We start from the raw sequence: 20354 nt of genomic DNA, 5'->3' as shown, positions 1-20354 counted from the left end.
CTGGAACTGGAATGAAAATGGCAAAAACAGAAAAGCGCAGTACCGAGACCGCCGTTGTGGAGGAGACAAAACGGGCTGGACCCGAGCCGGTCAGTGTGCCGATCAAACCGCGATGGGACGATAGCGCCATGCAAAGCGCCTATGCGAACGTCTGCAATGTGATGGGTACACGTGAGGAAATAACGTTGTTATTCGGCACAAACAAGGCTTGGCAGGCCGGCTCGAATGAAGTTCCTGTGGAACTTTCGCATCGCATTACCTTGACGCCTTATACTGCGAAACGCTTGGCGCAAATGCTCGAGCAAGGTGTGCGTGAGTATGAACAGCGCTTCGGCGAAATCAAACTGACATAAGTGGTAGTGAATCGACAGCACTGGTCAGATGCGAATGATCTTCAGGTCTGCCACATTTCGCCGATAAGTTTCATACCGAAGAAAACGGCAAGCAGTCATTGCCGTTTTTTTAATGCAGCGTGAAGAGAACCAAATTGTCCGTTTTCCCCGTTTCCGATACCACGTCCGATTCACAGGCGAATTCACAGATCAGTTCGCAGGCCGATCAGCAAGCCTGGTGGAATCGCTTGGCCGCCGCGTCTGATGCTGATGTCGATACCAACCAGAACGAAACGGATCGTTTCCATCAAGCCTGGCTGGCCTTGCAGTGCCAGCAGATTGATGATGATCCTTCGGTGCAGGGCGTCATGGTGCTGGGCGCGCCAGACACCGGCCCTTTCTTGCCGGCTGCTTTCTGGCCGCTTGGGCAAGCGGCAACCCCCTTGCTGGCAGAGGTGGCGGATGCCGCATTGCAAGGTCGCCAAGCCTCCGTTTTGCTGCGCGAAGACCGCTGCGCGATTGCTTACCCGATTCTGATCGTTGGTCATTTGCATGGACTCGTGGCGGTTGAATTGCCGCGAGATGCAGAGCAGCGCATGCAAGAAATCATGCGTGAACTGCAGTGGGGCATTCAGGGAATCGAGGCACATCTGCTGCGGCTTCAAGCTGGACGAGAACAAGCCACACGCGAGCGCCTGATGGCGACGCTGGATCTGGTGGCATCGGCCATGACCGAACAGAAATTCTCCGCCGCCGCCAACGCGCTGGTGACCGATCTGGCGATTCGGCTGGATTGTGATCGCGTTGCCGTCGGTTTCCGGCGTGATGCCCACACGCATGTGGATGCGGTTTCGCATAGCGCGCAGATCGGCAAGCGCATGAATCTGATTCGCGCCGTTGGTAGCGCCATGGATGAGGCGATCGATCAGAAATCCTTGATCCAGATTCCTTTCGAAGGCGAGCAGGTTTTGGTGCTGCGCGACCATTTGAGTTTGGCGCGTCAGCACGGCAGCGATTGCATTCTGAGCATTCCCTTCGTCACAGCAGGTTTGACCGGTGGTGCTTTCACTTTCGAACGTGCTGGCGAACGTCAATTCAGTGCTGCCGAGGTGGAGCTGTGTCAGGCCGTGGTGGCTTTGTGCAGTCGTATTCTTGAAGAAAAACGTCTCAACGATCGTTTGCTGGTGGCGCGGATCAAGGACATCGCGCGCGATCAGGTCCGCAAGTTCATCGGCCCACGTCATTTTGGCCGCAAGCTGGCTGCCGGTTTACTCATGTTGTCGGTTTTGTTTTTCAGCATCGCTTGGTCAACCTACAAGGTAGGCGCCAATGCCACGCTGGAAGGCGCCGTACGTCGTGTGCTGGTGGCGCCGTATGACGGGTATGTCGAAAGCGCACAACATCGTGCGGGCGATGTGTTGAAGGCGGGAACCGTGCTGGCCTCGCTGGATCAGCGTGACCTGCAACTGGAATACTTGCGCTGGGCTAGCCAGGCAGAGCAATACGGTAATCAATATCAGGAAGCGCTCGCCAAATCGGACCGCGTACAGGTCAATGTTTCGCTGGCACAGATGCAGCAGGCCAAGGCGCAAATGGAATTGCTCGCAGAGCAATTGGCGCGTGCCAGCATTACCACGCCGTTCGATGGCATTGTGGTCAATGGCGATTTGTCGCAATCGTTGGGTAGCGCTGTCAAGCGTGGACAGACCTTGTTCGAGGTCGCTCCCCTGAATGCCTACCGTGTGATTCTTGAAGTGGATGAAAGCGATATCACGGGCGTGCGGGAAGGGCAGAAAGGAAAGCTGATGCTGACTTCGCTGCCCGGTGACGTGTTTCCGATCACGGTGCAGCATGTGACGCCAGTCACCACCTCACGTGAAGGGCGCAGCTTTTTCCGTGTCGAGGCCGCAGTCGATCAAGCCAATCCGCGTTTGCGTCCGGGGATGGAGGGCGTGGGCAAGATCGAGGTGGGTGATCGCAAGCTGATCTGGCAATGGACGCACAAGTTCGTTGATTGGCTGCGCTTGTGGCTGTGGTCGTGGGTATAAGTAAAGATGGCCGAATCGCTTTTCAGTGAATCGTGGTACCGCGTGGCCAATGTAAGGCCGCGGCTGCGCAATCATGCACAGATACATCGCCATGTTTATCGCGGCAGCGTCTGGTATGTGCTGCAGGATCATGCCAGTGGCCGTTTTCATCGTTTTACGCCGGTAGCCAATCTGGTCATCGGCCTGATGAATGGCGAGCGCACGATGCAGCAGATATGGGACATCGCCTGTCGGCAGCTCGGTGACGAAGTACCTTCGCAAGGCGAAATGATCAAGCTGATGTCCGACCTGCATCGGGCCGATGTTCTGCAAAGTGATGCGCCGCCCGATATTCGCGAATTGCATGAGCGACGCGGCAAGCACCTGAAGCAGAAAATCAAGCAATACATCGGTAATCCGATCTCGCTCAAGTTTCCACTGGTCGATCCCGATCAGATGCTGCAGCGTCTGCTACCTTTCGCCCGTCCGCTGTTTGGCTGGTTCGGTGCTTTTCTGTGGACTGCCACGGTCATCACGGCGCTGGTGTTATGTGCCATGCACTGGAAGGCGTTTACCAACGACATGCTGGATCGCGTCTTTTCAGTCGATAACGTGTTGTTGATGTGGTTGCTGTTCCCGCTGGTCAAAATCCTGCATGAACTCGGTCATGCATTTGCCGTCAAGGTACGTGGTGGCGAAGTGCACGAGATGGGCGTCATGCTGTTGTTGCTGGTGCCGATTCCCTATGTCGATGCGTCGGCCGCATCGGCCTTTGAGGACAAGAAATGGCGCATGCTGGTGGGTGCCGCAGGGATGCTGACCGAGCTTTTCATCGCGGCAGTGGCAATGATCGCCTGGGTATATCTCGAACCCGGCACCGAACGGGCCATTGCCTACAACATCATCCTGATCACCGGCATCTCGACCTTGCTGTTCAACGGCAATCCGTTCTTGCGTTATGACGGTTACTACATCCTTGCGGATTGGCTGGAAATCCCGAATCTTGCACAACGCTCCAACGATTATCTCGGCTATCTGATCAATCGCCACATCTTCAAGGTACAGGATGTGCAGTCGCCAGTAATGGCAGAGGGCGAGTCGCGCTGGTTCGTGTTTTACAGCATCGTCTCGTTTTTCTATCGCATGTTCATGATGATCACCATCGTGCTGCTGATCGCGAGCAAGTTTTTCCTGTTCGGCGTGTTGATGGCGCTATGGTCGGTCTATAACATGCTGATCCAGCCGATTGCGAAAAAAATCAATTATCTGTTTACCAGCCCCAGGTTGCATCAAAAGCGTACGCGTGCAATTGGTATCACGCTAGGAACCGTGTTGACGGTTGTATTCGTGTTGTTCGTCTTGCCCGCACCGTCCTATACACGTAGTGAGGGTGTGGTGTGGGCGCCGGAGGAAGCACAGGTACGTGCGAATGTGGACGGCGTCATCACCAAAGTGGTGGCTGCCCCGGGCCGGCCGGTGAAGAAGGGGGATTTGCTGATCGAATGTGAAGATCCGGAGCTGATCGCACGATTGGCCATTCAGGAAGCGGAGCTGTCTGGACTCGAGGCACGCTATACCGCTGCGTTGACGAGCAGCCGCGTGCAGGCAGAAATCCTGCAGCAACAGATCGCGCATGCACGTGTCGCAGTGGATTTGGCAAAGAAGAAGCTCTCGGACATCGAAGTGCGGGCGCCCAGCAGTGGCACGTTCATCATGGGCGAAGTCGAGAATATGCCGGGACGTTTCGTGCAGCGCGGCGAATTGCTTGCGTATGTAACCAGTGCCGGTCAGACCACGGTGCGCGTCGTTGTGCCGCAGGTGAATGCCGACAAGGTGCGTGGCGGCTTGCAAAGCGTGGAGGTTCGTCCGGTTGATAATCCGGCAACGGTCATCGCGGCCAAAGTGGTACGCGAAGTGCCGGGTGCGACCGATCAGTTACCGAGCATGACGCTCAGTTATCAGGGCGGCGGCAAGATTGGCCTCGATCCTTCCGCACAGGGGGATGCGAAGACCTTGCAGAAATTGTTCGTGCTGGATTTGCAACTGCCGGACGATGTCCATCTCGACAAGCTGGGTAGTCGTCTTTATGTGCGCTTCGAGCATGCATCCGAGCCGATCGGTCAGCAGTGGTACACCAGTGCGCGTCGTGTTTTCCTGAGGACGTTCAATGTCTAGTCAGATGGAAAATTCACTACTCGATGAGAGCGAACCAGCGCCACAACAGACGCGCAACTGGCGACAGCGCCTGCGTGACAACAAGGATTTTCTGTTACGCAAGCCGCTTACGCGTTTCGATGCGTTGTATCCGCAACGCGACGAGGTTGAAGACGATGCTTTCCTTGATCGCCTGGGCGAAGCCTTGACGGGAAATATCGTACGCAAATTGCGTGCACGCCCCAAGCGCGTATTTGGCATTGTCGAGCATGTCGCATCGCATGAAGTTGGACTGCGTGCCCTTGATCAGGAAAGCTTGCGGGAATTGGCGCGCGAATTGACGCGCAAGTTGCGTCGCGAAGGCTTGCAGGACGATCTTGTCGCGCAGACCTTTGCACTGATTCGCGAAACCGCCGACCGCATCGTCGGCATGCGCCATTTCAATTCGCAACTGATTGGCGGCTGGGTCATGCTGCAAGGCATGATCGCGGAGATGGAGACCGGTGAAGGCAAGACCTTGACGGCCACCTTGCCAGCCTGCACGGCGGCAATGGCCGGTATGCCCGTGCATGTGATTACCGTCAATGATTATCTGGTTGCACGCGATCACGAGTTGATGCAGCCCGTCTACGCGGCGCTGGGCCTTACCTCTGCTACTGTAACGGCCGAAATGACGCACGAAGAACGGCAAGCTGCCTATGCCTGCGATGTGGTTTATTGCAGCAACAAGACGGTTGTTTTTGATTATCTGCGAGACCGCATCGTACTCGGCGCGCAGTCGGACACCTTGCATCTGAAGCTGGAAAAAATCTATGGCGGCAATGAATCGAAGTTACGGATTCGCAAATTGCTGTTGCGGGGATTGAGCTTTGCCATCGTCGACGAAGCCGATAGTGTGCTGGCCGATGAGGCGGGTACGCCACTGATCATTTCCGCCGAAGTGGCATCGCCCGACGAGGCGCAACTGGCGAACCAAGCCATGGACATGGCCCGCCAACTGGTGGAAAACGTACATTACCGCGTGCTGAAAGGTGAACGGCGCATCGAGATGTTGGAAGAGGGCTATCAGATGGCCGTTGACCTGAGCAAGCCGCTTGGTGGTGTCTGGAACATTACTTTGCGGCGTGAAGAAATGATGAGTCAGGCGCTGACGGCCTTGCATCTCTTCAAACGAGACGAACAGTACCTCGTACGTGACGGCAAGATTCAGGTCATCGATGAGTTCACGGGTCGAGTGATGGCGGATCGTTCGTGGAGTCAGGGCTTGCATCAATTGATCGAGCTGAAGGAAGGTTGCGATATTACGGCACGCCGCGAGCCGCTTGCACGTATCAGCTACCAGCGCTTTTTCCGCCGTTATCGTCACTTGTCCGGCATGAGCGGAACGGCATCGGAAGTGGCCGGAGAGCTTGGCAGTATCTACGGGCTGGGTGTAGTCAAGATTCCCACCAATCGGCCAAGCCGACGTGTCGTGCATGCCGATCGTGTGTTCGAAACGGATGACGAGAAGTGGGATTGCGTGATGGAGCGCATTGCGCATCATCATGCGCGCGGCGCACCCATTCTGGTTGGTACGCGATCAGTGGCGTCTTCCGAGCAATTGAGTCATCGCCTGCATCAGCTCGGTTTGACGCACAAGGTGCTCAACGCCAAACAGGATGGCGAGGAAGCCGATATTGTTGCCGATGCGGGTCATGTCGGTCGTATTACCATCGCTACCAATATGGCGGGCCGCGGCACGGATATCAAGTTGCGTGAAGGCGCCGCCGAATTGGGCGGGTTGCATGTGATCATTGCCGAACGTCACGAAGCCGGACGCATTGATCGTCAGATCGCCGGTCGTTGTGCACGTCAGGGTGATCCGGGCAACGTCGAAGCCATTCTTTCCTTGCAGGATGCCTTGATGGCACCGTACCAGAACAGCGTCAGTGCATTCGCGATGCGTCATCTGGTGACGCGGCTGCAAGACAAGCGCGAACAAATTTATGCCAAATGGATTCGCCACATACAGAAACGTATCGAACGCGAACAATCACGTATTCGCCGCAATCTGCTGAAGGCCGACAAGCAGATGGGCGATATTCTTTCTTTCTCGGGGCGGGCGGAATAAGTACTGCGCCACTCATTTGTTGTTACAGAGGATTCAGCATGATCAACCAAATTCAACATGGCAGACTCATCGGGGCAATGCTTGCCGCCGCATTGATGAGCATGCCGGCACTCGCCGCCGACAAGGCATCTGTCCTGCCACCACCAGTACCTAATCTGGCACCAGGCGCCAAGCAGACAGCTGCGCCCGCAACATCTTCTACGACAACGGCCAAGCCCACTGCGGCAGCGTTGCCGGTTGCAACGCCGCAAAGCGGCAATCGCGGCAAAAAGCTGGGTGATGAAATGGAATGCCTGCTTGAACCATACATGGTTGCCAATGTTGGCAGTCCTGTCGAAGGGACTCTGTCGCAGGTGCTGGTAGATCGTGGTGCTGATGTAAAAAAAGGCCAGGTCGTCGCGCGGCTGAATTCCTCTGTCGAAGCAGCAACGGTGACCTTGCGTGCGGCACAGGAAGCCTACGGCATGCGCAAGATGCAGCGTAACGAGGAACTGTTCAAGAAAGAACTGATCTCGGCCAGCGAAAAAGACGAATTGGAAACCCAGACGCGCATCGCTACGCTGGAACGCAAGCAACAGCAGGAAATCATGAATCTGCGCACCATCACAAGCCCGCTTAATGGCGTGGTGGTCGAGCGTTACCTTTCACCGGGCGACCGTATCGCGCAGGAAAAGATCATGAAGATCGTGCAAATCGATCCGCTCAATGTCGAGGTCATTGTGCCAGTGGAACTCTTCGGTTCCATCAAGCCCGGAATGAAGGGACAGGTCAGCTTGGCGCCGATGGGAAGCGCTAGCCATACTGCAACCGTCAAGGTGGTGGACCGCGTGATCGATGCAGCCAGTGGCACGTTTGGCGTAAGACTGGAATTGAACAACCCGGGCAACAAGATCCCTGCCGGAATTCGCTGCAACGTGCGTTTCCAATCCTGAATGCCATCTTCATGAGCAACGCACGCCATGTTGTCGCGATTGCCGCACCGATCGGTGGTGGCAAGAGCGCCTTGGCGCAGGCGCTTGCCGTTGCGCTTGGCGAAGCGGGAACGCTCGCTTTCGACGATTATGAAGTCGCCACGCAGATGTCGCCGCAAAAATTGCAGAAATGGCTGCTTGCGGGAGCAGATTTCGGAAATTTGTCGGCACCTGGATTGGCGCAGGCATTGTTCGCCTTGCGAAATGGCGAAGCCGTCGCCTTGTCAGATGGACAAACTCTGGCAATTGCGCGTCATCTGGTTTTTGAAATGCCGCTCGGACGAAGCTGGCCGGCAACTGCGCAATCGATTGACACACTGATCTGGATCGATGTCCCACTCGACCTTGCGCTGGCACGACGTACCCGGGAGTGGATTGCCCAGTTATTGCAACAGGATCCCGCGCAAATGCAGCAAGGTTTGCGTTGGCTGCATGATTACTTTGATCAATACGCACACGTGATCCACGCCGTTTTGGCCGCTCAACAGCAAACCGTACGTCCGCAGGCAGATTTGATTCTGGATGGAAGTAAATCCATCGAGATACTCGTCGCCGAAGCTATCGAGTTTGTGCGAACAAGGGTAGCAGCATGAGTTTGCATCATGTCGATTGGGAGGCGTCGAGCGGTGTGCTGGCCTATCTATGTGTGGATGCCTTTTTGCGCGACATGGTTGGCGCACGCGCTTTAGCGACCGCTTTTGAAACCGGTCTCATCGATCATCTGCAAGAATACGGCGATGTTGTATGGGATGATGCTATTCACAATCTGGGATTGGATGGGCGTGGTAGCCGTTTGTTGCTGCAAATGCTGCGAGCCCACGGTGTACTCGATGCCGGACAAGATTCTGGTCGCATCTGCCTCAGTGGCGCGTTTGTCGAAGCGCTGAGATTTCGCGATATCCTCGAGGCCAAACTGTATTTCGCCAATCTGGTTGCGCCGGATTTCACCCAATTGGCTACCGCACTGTTGATGCAGCCGGACGTATTCTTTACGCATGCACGGCTGTTCAAACTGTTTTCCTATCAGTACGCCGAAACATCCACGCCTGAGAATCGGGAACAAACAGCGCGCTGGATGCGCATTACCACGGCGCTTACGCATTATGAAGCGGCAGCTTGTCTACAAGCCTTTGATTTTTCCGGTTATCGCAACATGCTGGATGTCGGCGGCAACAGCGGCGAATTCGTATTGCAGATTTGCGAAGCACACCCCACCTTGCAGGCAAGCGTCATCGATTTACCCGTCGTTTGCGATATCGGCATGCAGCATGTGGCTGATCATGCAAGGGGCGACGCCGCGACACGTATTCGCTTCGTCAAACATCGGCGAGAGCAGCCAGCGTTGCCGCGAGGGCATGATCTCATCAGTTTCAAATCCATGTTGCACGATTGGCCGGAAGAGCCGATGGTTGGCTTCTTGCAGCGTGCCTACGATGCTTTGCCAGCAGGTGGCACGCTCATGATTTTCGAACGCTGCGATAGTGACATTGGCGCGCAACAGATCGGTTACGGCCAGTTGCCGCTCATGATGTTTTTCCGCTCCTATCGTCAGCCGGATGTGTATGCGATGCATCTGGCGCGCATTGGCTTTCGTGACATAGAAATGGCAACTGTTCCGCTAGATATACCTTTTCTTCTCATGACGGCGAGAAAGTGGGAATGACAAGATGATTAAGACACTAGAGGTTGCAGAAGATGGCGACACGTATCACGATTACTGCTTGTGGGAATATGCGCCACTGACGGCGACAGTCGGTAAATTGCGCTCATCCAATCTTTTGCTGCAATCCTTCGCCGAGCAGGATCTCGGCCCACAAGCATCCGCCATCATGATGGCTTTGCGGGCGGAGTTGGGTGTCGGCAATGTGGTATGGGGCATCAAGCAGGAAGCCGGTCGTATTAGTTGGGAGCTGTATTTTTACGATTACGCACGTCGAGAGCGCACACGTTCCGTAACCCGCATTCTTCACATTCTTCGTCCCTGGATCGCTTGTGATGTGCAGATCAACGAGTCATGCGATTACTTTATGTTTTCGCTTGATCTCAATCATGCGCTGGTGCAGCACAACAAACCGATGAGCGAAGTGCAGCTGTACATGGGGAATGTTGGCAGTCAGGTTTCCTCGGGAATTTGCTATGCGGTCACGCGTGAAGCAATGACGATGAAGAATTTCTATTTCTTTTTCGATGCAGCCACGCAAGGCCAGGAAATCTTTGACAAGCTGTGCTCATCCGTCTACCTCGATTTATCGAGCTTTCGGCCGGAAACCGTGTTATGGCCCGAAATGCGTGGTTGTCGCACAATCGTGCTGGCGAACAAGCGCACCCACGAGGGTATCTATTTCTCGCGCATTACTATCGACCAATTGCTGTTTTTCCTGAAAAAAATGGCATTCCCGACCGCACAGATTGCCTTTGCGGAGCAACAACGCGATCGACTCGACCATCTTCTATTCGATGTTGGTATCGACTATCGTATGGAAGCTGGGGAAATCAACGTGCTCAAGAGCGCCTATTACGGCGTTTTCTGAAGGTAGAACATGGGACGCTTCGACCACACGCAATACGTATCGATGACGATGGAGTTCAGGTGCAACCTGAAATGCGTGCATTGCATGATCGAAGACACCATGGATCATCTGAAACCGCAGACGGCTGAGGATTTGCATGCCTTGTTTGCCCACAACGTCATGCATCGCAAATGGAAGGGGTTGATCCTTACCGGATCGGAAATCACTTTGCATCGTGATTTGCCAGAGTGGGTGAGAGCGGCGCGTCTTTCCGGTTTCGACAGGGTGCGCATACAGACGCATGGCATGCGTCTTGGGAGCGAAAGCTATTGTCGTGAACTGGTGGATGCAGGTGTCAACGAATTCTTCGTTAGCATTGCAGGTGCCGATGCCGCCACACATGACGAAATCACGACGGTGCCGGGCTCCTTCGAAAAAAGCATGCGGGGATTGGCCATTCTCGATGGCATTCCTGACGTTTTGACGATTACCAATACCGTCGTTACCGAGCGCAGCTATCGTCAATTACCGCAATTGGTAGCGACATTGGCGCATCTGAAACAACTGGCCCAGATGGAGTTCTGGTTTTATTTTCCGATGAGCGAGCAGGATGACAAGCAGCTTCTCGCTTCACACCTCGATGCGCTGCCATTTCTCAAGCAGGCGATTGCGGATGCCTGGCGTAGCGGGCGTGGCATTGAAGTCAAGAATTTCCCAGAATGCCTGCTCGGCAAGGACCGCATCGCGCTGTATAACGATCAACCGGAGTTATACATCGATGAAGCCTTCTGGACCGAATTCATGCGCAATGGCTTCTATCAATGCGTACATCGTGATGCTTGCGCCAGCAAGCAGTGCCTGGGCTTGAATACGGCTTACATCAAGCGCTTTGGCTGGCACGAGCGTGAACTTTCTCCCTTGAGTCCCGAGCAGGTACTTTTCCCCCTTCGCGACTGATTCGCATGGCGGATAAATCGTAACGCGCAACTTAACGTGTCCCGCAACTTCTTCTGATCCTACGGAAATTCGGGATAGTGTCCTACAAGCTGATTCCTGATCCTGTTTTCTAATAAAAAAGAAACGGATAGACCGATGCATATCAACCATCGTCTTTGGGGAATCGATGAATATCTCTCTCGAAAATCAGGTGGCCATCGTCACCGGTGGCAGTTCAGGTCTGGGGCGAGCGATCTGTCTTGCCTATGGTGCAGCAGGGGCACATGTTGTCGTAAATTATCGTAGCGACGAAAAGGAAGGCAAGGAGGTCGCCCACCTGATTGAACAGGCCGGCGGCAAGGCAATTGCCGTACAGGCCGATGTGGGTGAAGAAGCGGATGTCGATCGCCTTTTTGCTACTGCCATTAATCAGTTCGGGGCAGTCGATATTCTCGTTGCCAATTCCGGTGTGCAAAAGGATGCGGCCTTTGCCGACATGACACTCGAACAGTGGCAGGGTGTCATGCAAACCAATCTCACGGGACAATTCCTTTGTGCGCGCGCTGCAGTGAAGGCATTTCGTTTGCAAGGTGATCGTGGGGTATCGCGTGCGATCGGCAAGATTATTTGCATGAGTTCGGTCCACCAAGTCATTCCATGGGCCGGGCATGTCAATTATGCCGCCTCCAAGGGTGGCGTTGCCTTGCTGATGTCCTCGCTGGCACAAGAGGTTGCGTCCGAACATATTCGTGTCAACGCGATTGCACCGGGCGCGATCCGTACGCCGATCAATGAAGCCGCCACGCAGGGCGATGCTGCGAAAAAGCTGCTCGAATTAATTCCCTATGGTCGTATTGGCGATCCGGACGATGTGGCAAAGGCGGCCTTGTTTCTGGCGTCCGATCTTGCCGATTACGTGGTGGGCACGACATTGTTCGTCGATGGCGGCATGACCTTGTATCCAGGCTTTGAGGACAACGGCTGATGGTGGGAAAAATAAAAAAGCGTTTGCCACCTGCGACTTCGGCGGGCAAGAAAACAACGCATGCTACTAAACGTGCTTCCTCGGTATCGCGCAGCGCATCTAGGAAGACTACGCCACGTGCATCTAAACAACCGATGACGAAAGCATCAGTTGTGCCGATTCCACGTCCTATTGCAAATCATGGGGTGATCGGCAATTTGTCCACGATGGCGCTGGTAGCCACAGATGGAGCAATCGATTTTCTGTGCTGGCCCTGTTTTGACAGTCCCAGTATCTTTGCCGCCTTGCTTGATCCGGAAAAGGGTGGTGTATATGAACTCGCTCCCGATTTGCCCGGTGCTCGCACGGTGCAGATGTATCTGCCGGAAACCAATGTTTTGATGACACGCTGGCTGTGCGAGGAGGCCAGCGTGGAAATTGTCGACATGATGCCCATGCCTTACACGGACGGCGCTTGTCCCACACGTGTCGTCCGACAGGTGAAAGTCACCCGCGGAGAGGTGACGATGCGCTTGCGCTGTGCGCCGCGTTTCGACTACGGGCGCGCGCCTACCAAGGTCAGTTTGCGAGAAAACTTTGCCTTGTTTTCCAGCCCCGGACATCCGACCCTGCGCTTGAGTGGTCCCGCAAGATTTGAACGTGGCAAAGGTGAGGTGACGGGCGAAGTGCGCTTGCGCCAAGGGGAAAGTGTCGAATTCGTTCTGGAGGAAGATGGCGTGCCGATGCTGTCGAGTCATGATTTGCATGAACTCGCACGCTATACGATTCGCTATTGGCAGGACTGGGCATCTCGTTCAACCTACAAGGGGCACTGGCGGGAGGCGGTCACGCGTTCCGCACTGGTGCTCAAGCTGATGACGTCGATACGGCATGGATCGATTGTCGCGGCGGCGACCTTCGGCCTCCCCGAAGTAGAGGGAGGCGAACGCAATTGGGACTATCGCGCCGTCTGGATACGTGACGCCTCTTTCACTGTATATGCCTTGATGCGGCTGGGTTACCAGAACGAGGCCTCCGCATTTTATCGATGGCTTGGCGAGCGGGCTTCAAAGTCGAGCAAGACTGGCGTGTTGCGCATTATGTATGCGCTCGATGGCAGTATTCCTGACAAGGAAAATGTGCTGGATCATTTTGCCGGCTATGGTGGTGCAGTCCCGGTACGGATTGGTAATGATGCGATCGAACAGATCCAGCTTGATATCTATGGCGAGTTGCTGGATTCCATTTACTTGAGCAACAAATACGGCGAAGCGATTTCCCACGAGGATTGGGCAGGAGTGCGCCGCGTCGTTGACCACGTGTGTCGCAACTGGAAGCGTGCCGACGCCGGCATCTGGGAAATCCGCAGCAAGCCGCGTCATCATTTGCACTCTCGCCTGATGTGCTGGGTGGCTGTGGACCGTGCGATTCGTTTGGCAACCAAGCGCTCACTGGCAGCGCCGTTTACGACCTGGATACGTGTGCGTAACGCCATACATGAAGATATCTGGAGCAGTTTCTGGAATGAAGATGTCGGGCATTTCGTGCAGAGTAAAGGCAGCACCGAACTCGATGGCGCGTTATTGTTAATGCCGCTCGTGCGTTTCGTGAGTGCCACCGATCCTAAATGGCTAGCGACGCTAGATGCGATTGGTGAAAAACTCGGTGATGACGGTCTCGTTTATCGCTATCGCAATGAAGATGGTCTGGATGGTGAGGAAGGTGCGTTTGCCGCCTGTTCATTCTGGTACGTCGAATGCCTGGCGCGTGCCGGCCGACTGGATGAGGCGCGACTCATGTTCGAAAAATTGCTGCATTACGCCAATCATTTGCATCTGTATGCCGAGGAATTCGATGTGCGCGCACGACTTGTCGGCAATTTTCCGCAGGCATTCACACATTTGGCACTCATCAGTGCGGCCTATTATCTCGATCGTCAGTTGGATGGCAGAGCCAAAGGAGAATGGCAGGGATAGAAAACACATACCAAAAAAAGCCCATACATTTGTATGGGCTTTTTTCATATCAAGGGGATGCAGCCGCTGCAAACGACCCTGATAATTTCAAACACTGTTAGCGACTTTTCTGCGCGTCTTTTGGATAGGCGTTGTCAGGTTCGTTCATGCCATCCTTCGTGGTGCCGCGCTTGTTCATCTTGGCATCGTCATGACGTGCCTGGTCACGTGTTTTCATCGAACCACCATCTGGTGCTCGGGATTCGGTGCTGTTGCCTGGCTTGAGAGTGCCTACCGGAGCGCCCTGTGCGTCATGACGTACTTCAGAACGCGATTTTTCGCCATGCGCCATCGGTGCCTTGGATTCTGTGCTTGGTGCAGGTTTGGTCACCACTTCGCTATTCGAAGTTTGTGCCATCACGCCGGCCGAAAAGAACAGAGCAGAAATGAGTGCAGTCGCTTGGGCGGTTTTCTTCATCAGAATCTCCTTGTAGGTTGAACGCTTTGTGCGTGTCTGTGGGACTAGGGAGCATTGTTGAAGTTCGGACTGTCGCGTGGTGTAGCGCACATAAGAAGGCGATTCATGCTGTCGTGAACAATACGATGTCGGTGTGAGTGATGACAAGATGTAGGAAAAGTGTTGATAGATTGCCGTACCGAACTTTTATGCAGGCACCTCGTCGTAAATATCAGGTGCAGCATTCGCAGTACGTGCAATCGTCGATCAAGATGCAAAGACAAGGGGTGGGTAAAGTGAGACGTTATTCGCTTGCTGAGCATGCGCATTGAGCAATCGATCGATTGACCTGAAAATGCGCTAGCCGTAGAGTGATTCCAACTGCTGGCAGTTTTGAATATTAAGAAGAAGGAGACATCGCGATGAGTCATACCAACCTAGAACATCATCATGGCTATGCCGTGCATGGCACGAGTGAAAAGCATGACACTGGAAAATGGATGGGCAGTTTTCATATCGCCAAAGCCGGTGTCCCTGTGATCAGTATCAGCGTTCTCAATGCAGAATTCAGTACGGCAGAAGAAGCTGCTTCGCATGCTCTGTATCAGGGACGACAGTACATTGCTTCGCAGTTATTGCATGCCCAGACTTCCTGACGAGGTAGCAGTGAGCGACGCGATGGATGATTATGGCGTCGAGGTAGAGGCACGTTTGGTGCGCTCGCAAGTCTTCGCTGGCGTCATTCAGTTGACGACAACGAGAGATGGCAAGTCAGTGCTGCCGCCAGTGTCGATTATCGTGCCGGGACAATGGTCCTCTGAAACCGCAGCGCGCGACGCGGCTGCCGAGTACGCCACTCTCATGGCTCAAGATGGTTTCTTTGAACAGGCCATTGCCCTACGAAGGGCGGCCTGATGGGTGTCCGATGTTAGGTGATTTTTAGGCTTTAGGGAGGAAGCGTTTCAACAGATCGGCAAAACGATCAAATGCCGCTAGTGCACCCTGTACGACTGCATTTTGCGCTGCTTCGTCGTGTGAAAAACGATCAAGCGCATTTGTAAAATCATGCCAGGCTTGCGCACGTCCTTGTGGATAGGCGCCAAGATGGCGTGCCCCGAATTCCGCTGACAATCCCAATTTTTCCTTTACTTCCTTGAGTAAAAAAGCCGCACCAAGCGTCGAGCCCTCGGAGACATAAATCCAGCCAAGTGCTGCCGGCATGGTGACAATGTTGGTTGCTGGCGGCTCTTCTTGCATCACCACGTTCAAATCGTGCAAATCGGCCAGCGTTGCTGCGGAACGTCCGCGTACATCGATATCTGGAATCGCTGATCGCACTGCGGAATCGTGGAAAAGGTTTTCGATGTCTCGCTGAAACAGATGCTGTGCCTGAATGAAGCCGGCATAGCGTTCGCGGTTACGAAATGGGGCTAGTGCCTCCATCAAATGGTGCATTTGTTCATGGCGGGAAGCCGTGGCATGCCGTAGATGGAGTGAAAGAGAGGGAGTGTTGGAAGCACGTGTCATGCGGCGATCTGGAAAACACGCAGCCGGGCGGCTGCCAAGCGACTAGTGTGCTTGATTTTTGCGAAGCCTGCATGTGTACATGTTTGTTCGTCTTCTATTCCGCTCCCATTGCAATAGCGCTTTATAAGAATGAGGTGGTGTCGATTGTTTTCTTGTCCAGGCGTGATGAGCAGCAGTTACTGAGAAAGGCTCGCCCAGCATCAAGAAAAACGCCGTAACGAACTGCTTTGCAACGGCGTTTAAGTCGAACTTGACGCAACCAAACGGATGGTCGTTATTGTATGTGGCGAATCTTGTGCAGATAGGAATACAGTTGCTGGCGCTGAATGGTATCAAGCGTAATGGATTGTCCGCCCACTGCAATAATCAGTTCGCCTTCCTCAAAGTAGGAGGAAATGCCATACGGTTTGGCTTCCAGTATCGGACGCGGTTTCTTGCAAGGTGAGGCTGCTGCGGAAGACACGCGCGCAGGATGGGCCTTGTTGTTTGTCTGTCGCGCGGGAGCACTTGGTTTGACGCTGCCATGTGTGCTTGCGCGCGATGAGGCTGTTTGTACTTTTTTTTCTGCTTTGCCAAATGGTGCGCGGTGCGCTGTGTGGGGACTGGCAAAGTGCAGACGCCCTTGTTGATCACTGATCTTGACGATCAAGCCGTGCGAAAGAGGGCGCAGTAACATCGCGCGCACAGCGCTACATGTACAGCCTAATAGCGTGCAGAGTTCACGCGTCGTCCGTGGTCTCTCGCAAATGGCATCGATAGCCTCGGCGACTTTGGTACCCGTCCGCGGCATGTAGTGATTTCCCGTTTTTGACATCTTATTTTTCTTGTTTCCTTACTTGTTTTAATACGCCAGAAAAGCAGCGCATCGGCCCAAGTTATATAGGCCCCAAAGGAAGCGTATGCGGGAATGGATCGACTTGTCAATTCGTGAATGGTTAATATTTCTTAAATACAATTTTTCAATTACTTGAAAAGCAACTTTTTATTCATGTACTAATAACTGTCGAAGTTGTTAGAAGTGAAGATGTTGTATTAAGCAAATTAAGCCGGTCAGCGTTTTTTTTCGAACGGCAGAGGTTCTGCCAGCGTATCGATAATTTTTACGACCTGATCGAGTTTGTACTCTGGCATCTGCTGCATGATCTGGAGCGCATGCGCAATGCGTTCATCCAGCGGGAGGCGAAAGGCAGTTTCTGCAGGCGGGATATCGGGATCTTCACCTTCATTGAGCCACATGAAGGAAACCTTGCAGGCACGAGCAAGTTTCTTGATCGTTTCTGTTTCCGGACCTTTCGCGCCAGCATCCTTGAGAATGCGGCTAATGGTTGCTTGTGGCACGCCTGACAGGCGCGAAAGCTCGCTTTGCGATTTGATGCGCGCAGCTTTCATGGCCTGATCCAGGCGGCTTCCGATATTCATGCGGGCGACTATACATACGCGAATAAATGCAATCAAAATTCCATTCATTCATCACTGATTTTTCTATTCGTTTATGTATATTTGTCGCTTTTTTCTCTTTTTGAATGATTGTCTGTCGGTCTAATAATCACTCGTCCTGCAACATTTTTTGCAAGCTTTCGCGATTCAACATGGTGCCCCACGATTCGATCCAATAAATCTCGCCGAACTTATGGATTGCCATGCCGTATTGCTCGCAGAGTTTTTGTACGTATTCATCGATCAGTGCCTTGTCGATGCCAGTCAGATCGTCGAGCGCGGTAGCAGTCGGGCGTTCAAGCAGATCAATGGCGCTTACCAGCACAAATAGCCGTCGTGCATCATCATGCGGATATTGCGGAATACCGAATTGATTGACAGGCACTGGCATATACGTTCTCCGGATTCGTTGTTTATCTACACTGCGCACAAGAAGCTTGTATTCATTCGCGGCAGCGTAGTTAAGATGCTTTTCTGCACACACCTTCCCTTGACCCGGATATAAGCTAAAAATTCCTTGTCCTTATAGTTGGGTCACACGGTTGTACGGTAAGTCGTCGTTTAGGCTAGGCTTGCATCTGTTTGCCGTTTTCGGTTTTTTGCGAATACCCATCCTTTTCTTGTGAATGGAACGACATGCTGTTGCAATCTTTGCGAATGACGAGGCGCGATTGGCGCGCAGGGGAGTTGCGGTTCTTGCTGGTGGCACTGATCGTGGCGGTGGCTGCATTATCGTCGGTCGGTTTTTTTGTCGATCGCATGCGCACGCAACTTGAACGAGATGCCAATCAGTTGCTCGCCGCCGACATGGTGATTCGCACGGATGAACCGATTTCTGCCGACTTGCGTGCGGAAGCCGAAAAGCGTGGCTTGCAACTTGCCGATACGACGGTCTTCCCCAGCATGGCGACAGCTGGACAGGGCGAAGACAGCGTTTCGCGGCTGGCTTCCTTGAAAGCCGTGAGTGAACAATATCCCTTGCGAGGCGCTATCAAGATTGCTGATGCCATTGATGTGGCAGGACAGCCAGCCACTGCCATTCCCGAGGCGGGTACGGTATGGGTCGATGCGGCGCTGCTCAATGCATTGAATGTGCGCATCGGCGATGTAGTCAAGCTGGGTGAGAAATCGTTTGTCATCGCCAGAATCATCACGCTAGAGCCCGACCGCGGTGCCGGCTTCATGAATTTTGCCCCGCGCGTGATGCTGGCTAAGAGCGATCTTGCTGCTACCAATCTGATCCAGTTTGGCTCACGCGTGAGCTATCGCTTGCTCGTTGCCGGACCAAAGGCCGCAGTCGATGATTTTGGCAAATTCATGGAGCGGCAGATCGATGCACAGAAGATGCGTGGTGTGCGCATCGAATCGCTCGAGTCCGGACGGCCTGAGATGCGCGCAACATTGCAGCGCGCCGAGCAATTTCTTTCACTGGTTGGTTTGCTGTCAGCCATGTTGGCGGCAGTAGCGGTTGCCATGGCGGCCCGCCGTTTCATGCTGCGCCACGTCAATGCGTGCGCCATGTTGCGTTGTCTTGGCATGACGCAAAATCAGGTGACCGCCATGTACCTGATTGAATTTCTGTTGATCGGTCTTGCGGGCAGCATGTTGGGCACGCTGGTAGGTTTTGGCGCGCACTTCGTCTTGATCGAATGGTTGGGGCGCCTTATTACCAATGAGCTTCCGGCGGCTTCGTTTGTGCCTGCAGCCCAGGCGATTTTCACCGGCATGATTTTGCTTGTTGGTTTTGCGATTCCACCTATTCTCCAATTGCGTAATGTGCCGCATAACCGCGTTATTCGGCAGGAGCAAGCCTTGCCGCAACCAATGACGGTGGCTACTTACGTGCTGGGACTATTGGCTTTTGTCGGATTGCTGTTGTGGCAGGCCGGCAATCTCAAGTTGGGTTTGATGACGGCTGCCGGTTTTCTCGGTGGCCTTGCCGGTTTTGCCGCGATCAGTTGGGGCGCACTCAGATTTTTGCAATCCTTGCGTGCTGCGGCTAGTCATCCGAACTGGCGTTTTGCGCTGACATCGCTGCAACGTCGGCCCGGTGCGACCGTGGTGCAGATCGTCTCCTTGGCACTAGGACTGATGGCGCTGCTATTGCTGACAGTGATTCGTGGTGATCTGGTCGATGCCTGGCGGCAGGCAACACCAGCCGATGCGCCGAATCGTTTCGTCATCAATATCCAGCCTGAGCAAAAAACACAGATCGAAACACGACTGGCGCAAGCTAATATCGATAAGGCCGAATTGTTTCCCATGATTCGCGGTCGTCTGCTGGCGATCAATGATGCTCCGATTACCGGCGAATCGTTCATCGAAGACCGCGCCAAGCGCCTCGTCGATCGTGAATTCAACCTGTCGACCATGAAAGATATCCCGGTCGGCAATATCATCAAGAGCGGACGCTGGTATGACGATACCAAGCCGGAAGCCTCTGTCGAGTCGGGCCTTGCCAAGACGCTCAACCTCAAGGTTGGCGATCGCCTGCGATTCGATATCGCCGGTGAAGCGGTGGATGTGATCATTACCAGCCTGCGCGATCTGGAATGGGGCTCGATGCGCGTAAACTTCTTCGTCATCATCAATCCCGCGAGCATGAAGAACATGCCGCAGACATGGATTACCGCCTTCAATCTGCCTCCTGAACAAGTGGCGCTGGATAACCAGCTCACGCGTGAATTTCCCAACTTGACGGTGGTGGATATTGGCAGCGTCGTGCGGCAGATTCAGGAGGTTGTCGATCAGGTAGTGAGCGCCATCGAATTTTTGTTCCTCTTTACTCTGGCATCCGGCATGCTGGTTCTATATGCCGCGCTTGTGAGCTCGCAAGATGAGCGCAAACGCGAGGCCGGATTGCTGCGTGCCTTGGGGGCGACGCGTTCGCAATTGTCGCGTGCGCAATGGATCGAATTTCTGTTGGTAGGCAGCTTGGCCGGATTGCTGGCAGCAGCAGGGGCCACGGCAGTCG

Annotated in this window: 19 protein-coding genes; 14 read left to right on the top strand and 5 right to left on the bottom strand. The window is 54.0% G+C overall.

Features of this window, described 5'->3' with window-relative positions; genetic code table 11:
- The first annotated feature begins 17 nt into the window (after window positions 1-17).
- From QZ725_RS03060 to QZ725_RS03010, 11 genes are all read left to right on the top strand, one after another.
- Window positions 18-353: a DUF3467 domain-containing protein gene (locus QZ725_RS03060; protein ID WP_293776171.1), complete on the top strand. Its 336-nt coding sequence runs from the start codon at window positions 18-20 to the stop codon at window positions 351-353.
- Between the two features lie 134 nt (window positions 354-487).
- Complete coding sequence (locus QZ725_RS03055) at window positions 488-2380, top strand: efflux RND transporter periplasmic adaptor subunit (protein ID WP_293776169.1); 1893 nt, start codon at window positions 488-490, stop codon at window positions 2378-2380.
- Window positions 2381-2386: 6 nt separating this feature from the next.
- On the top strand, window positions 2387-4534 hold the full coding sequence (locus QZ725_RS03050; protein ID WP_293776168.1) for an efflux RND transporter periplasmic adaptor subunit: 2148 nt from the start codon (window positions 2387-2389) through the stop codon (window positions 4532-4534).
- Window positions 4527-6623 (top strand): preprotein translocase subunit SecA, encoded by a 2097-nt coding sequence (locus QZ725_RS03045; RefSeq protein WP_293776167.1) that lies wholly within the window; start codon window positions 4527-4529, stop codon window positions 6621-6623. Before QZ725_RS03050 ends, QZ725_RS03045 begins: the two co-directional genes overlap by 8 nt.
- Window positions 6624-6661: 38 nt before the next feature.
- Window positions 6662-7555: an efflux RND transporter periplasmic adaptor subunit gene (locus tag QZ725_RS03040; protein ID WP_293776166.1), complete on the top strand. Its 894-nt coding sequence runs from the start codon at window positions 6662-6664 to the stop codon at window positions 7553-7555.
- A gap of 11 nt (window positions 7556-7566) precedes the next feature.
- Window positions 7567-8187: a hypothetical protein gene (locus tag QZ725_RS03035; protein ID WP_293776165.1), complete on the top strand. Its 621-nt coding sequence runs from the start codon at window positions 7567-7569 to the stop codon at window positions 8185-8187.
- Window positions 8184-9257, top strand: coding sequence for a methyltransferase (locus tag QZ725_RS03030; RefSeq protein WP_293776164.1), 1074 nt, complete (start codon window positions 8184-8186; stop codon window positions 9255-9257). The genes QZ725_RS03035 and QZ725_RS03030 overlap by 4 nt, the downstream gene beginning before the upstream one ends.
- Before the next feature lie 4 nt (window positions 9258-9261).
- Window positions 9262-10125, top strand: coding sequence for a hypothetical protein (locus tag QZ725_RS03025; protein ID WP_293776163.1), 864 nt, complete (start codon window positions 9262-9264; stop codon window positions 10123-10125).
- A gap of 9 nt (window positions 10126-10134) precedes the next feature.
- Complete coding sequence (locus tag QZ725_RS03020; RefSeq protein ID WP_293776162.1) at window positions 10135-11061, top strand: radical SAM protein; 927 nt, start codon at window positions 10135-10137, stop codon at window positions 11059-11061.
- Between the two features lie 166 nt (window positions 11062-11227).
- Entirely contained in the window at window positions 11228-12025 is a 798-nt protein-coding gene (locus tag QZ725_RS03015) for a glucose 1-dehydrogenase (protein ID WP_293776160.1), read from the top strand.
- A 134-nt stretch (window positions 12026-12159) separates the two neighbouring features.
- Entirely contained in the window at window positions 12160-13980 is a 1821-nt protein-coding gene (locus QZ725_RS03010) for a glycoside hydrolase family 15 protein (RefSeq protein ID WP_293776159.1), read from the top strand.
- A gap of 97 nt (window positions 13981-14077) precedes the next feature.
- Here QZ725_RS03010 and QZ725_RS03005 read toward each other — a convergent pair whose 3' ends face one another.
- On the bottom strand, window positions 14078-14437 hold the full coding sequence (locus QZ725_RS03005) for a hypothetical protein (RefSeq protein ID WP_293776157.1): 360 nt from the start codon (window positions 14435-14437) through the stop codon (window positions 14078-14080).
- 401 nt (window positions 14438-14838) lie between these two features.
- Here QZ725_RS03005 and QZ725_RS03000 point away from each other — a divergent pair, with 401 nt between their 5' ends.
- Both QZ725_RS03000 and QZ725_RS02995 read left to right on the top strand, forming a co-directional pair.
- Window positions 14839-15072 carry a DUF6566 family protein gene (locus tag QZ725_RS03000; protein ID WP_293776155.1) on the top strand — a complete coding sequence of 78 codons (234 nt, stop codon included), beginning with the start codon at window positions 14839-14841 and terminating at the stop codon, window positions 15070-15072.
- Entirely contained in the window at window positions 15056-15331 is a 276-nt protein-coding gene (locus QZ725_RS02995) for a hypothetical protein (protein WP_293776153.1), read from the top strand. Before QZ725_RS03000 ends, QZ725_RS02995 begins: the two co-directional genes overlap by 17 nt.
- 24 nt (window positions 15332-15355) lie before the next feature.
- Here QZ725_RS02995 and QZ725_RS02990 read toward each other — a convergent pair whose 3' ends face one another.
- The 4 genes from QZ725_RS02990 to QZ725_RS02975 form a co-directional block, all read right to left on the bottom strand.
- Window positions 15356-15943 (bottom strand): biliverdin-producing heme oxygenase, encoded by a 588-nt coding sequence (locus QZ725_RS02990; protein WP_293776152.1) that lies wholly within the window; start codon window positions 15941-15943, stop codon window positions 15356-15358.
- 274 nt (window positions 15944-16217) lie between these two features.
- Window positions 16218-16406, bottom strand: coding sequence for a hypothetical protein (locus QZ725_RS02985; protein WP_293776151.1), 189 nt, complete (start codon window positions 16404-16406; stop codon window positions 16218-16220).
- A gap of 587 nt (window positions 16407-16993) precedes the next feature.
- Window positions 16994-17362, bottom strand: a complete 369-nt coding sequence (locus QZ725_RS02980; protein ID WP_293776150.1) for a helix-turn-helix transcriptional regulator — start codon at window positions 17360-17362, stop codon at window positions 16994-16996.
- A gap of 127 nt (window positions 17363-17489) precedes the next feature.
- Window positions 17490-17771 carry a hypothetical protein gene (locus tag QZ725_RS02975; protein WP_293776149.1) on the bottom strand — a complete coding sequence of 94 codons (282 nt, stop codon included), beginning with the start codon at window positions 17769-17771 and terminating at the stop codon, window positions 17490-17492.
- A gap of 245 nt (window positions 17772-18016) precedes the next feature.
- Here QZ725_RS02975 and QZ725_RS02970 point away from each other — a divergent pair.
- Window positions 18017-20354: FtsX-like permease family protein (locus QZ725_RS02970; RefSeq protein ID WP_293776148.1), on the top strand; the 2338-nt coding region annotated here is incomplete at its 3' end.

Origin of the sequence: uncultured Oxalicibacterium sp. (assembly GCF_913776015.1) — a bacterium.
Classification (GTDB): Bacteria; Pseudomonadota; Gammaproteobacteria; order Burkholderiales; family Burkholderiaceae_D; genus Oxalicibacterium.
The sequence above is the reverse complement of the archived record's forward strand: the minus strand, read 5'-3'. Positions and strand labels throughout refer to the sequence as shown.

Coding starts and splice junctions, on each gene's coding strand:
- QZ725_RS03060 (WP_293776171.1), top strand. CDS start 18: ATGGCAAAAACAGAAAAGCGCAGTACCGAGACCGCCGTTGTGGAGGAG.
- QZ725_RS03050 (WP_293776168.1), top strand. CDS start 2,387: ATGGCCGAATCGCTTTTCAGTGAATCGTGGTACCGCGTGGCCAATGTA.
- QZ725_RS03045 (WP_293776167.1), top strand. CDS start 4,527: ATGTCTAGTCAGATGGAAAATTCACTACTCGATGAGAGCGAACCAGCG.
- QZ725_RS03040 (WP_293776166.1), top strand. CDS start 6,662: ATGATCAACCAAATTCAACATGGCAGACTCATCGGGGCAATGCTTGCC.
- QZ725_RS03035 (WP_293776165.1), top strand. CDS start 7,567: ATGAGCAACGCACGCCATGTTGTCGCGATTGCCGCACCGATCGGTGGT.
- QZ725_RS03030 (WP_293776164.1), top strand. CDS start 8,184: ATGAGTTTGCATCATGTCGATTGGGAGGCGTCGAGCGGTGTGCTGGCC.
- QZ725_RS03025 (WP_293776163.1), top strand. CDS start 9,262: ATGATTAAGACACTAGAGGTTGCAGAAGATGGCGACACGTATCACGAT.
- QZ725_RS03020 (WP_293776162.1), top strand. CDS start 10,135: ATGGGACGCTTCGACCACACGCAATACGTATCGATGACGATGGAGTTC.
- QZ725_RS03015 (WP_293776160.1), top strand. CDS start 11,228: ATGAATATCTCTCTCGAAAATCAGGTGGCCATCGTCACCGGTGGCAGT.
- QZ725_RS03010 (WP_293776159.1), top strand. CDS start 12,160: ATGACGAAAGCATCAGTTGTGCCGATTCCACGTCCTATTGCAAATCAT.
- QZ725_RS03005 (WP_293776157.1), bottom strand. CDS start 14,437: ATGAAGAAAACCGCCCAAGCGACTGCACTCATTTCTGCTCTGTTCTTT.
- QZ725_RS03000 (WP_293776155.1), top strand. CDS start 14,839: ATGAGTCATACCAACCTAGAACATCATCATGGCTATGCCGTGCATGGC.
- QZ725_RS02995 (WP_293776153.1), top strand. CDS start 15,056: ATGCCCAGACTTCCTGACGAGGTAGCAGTGAGCGACGCGATGGATGAT.
- QZ725_RS02990 (WP_293776152.1), bottom strand. CDS start 15,943: ATGACACGTGCTTCCAACACTCCCTCTCTTTCACTCCATCTACGGCAT.
- QZ725_RS02980 (WP_293776150.1), bottom strand. CDS start 17,362: ATGAATATCGGAAGCCGCCTGGATCAGGCCATGAAAGCTGCGCGCATC.
- QZ725_RS02975 (WP_293776149.1), bottom strand. CDS start 17,771: ATGCCAGTGCCTGTCAATCAATTCGGTATTCCGCAATATCCGCATGAT.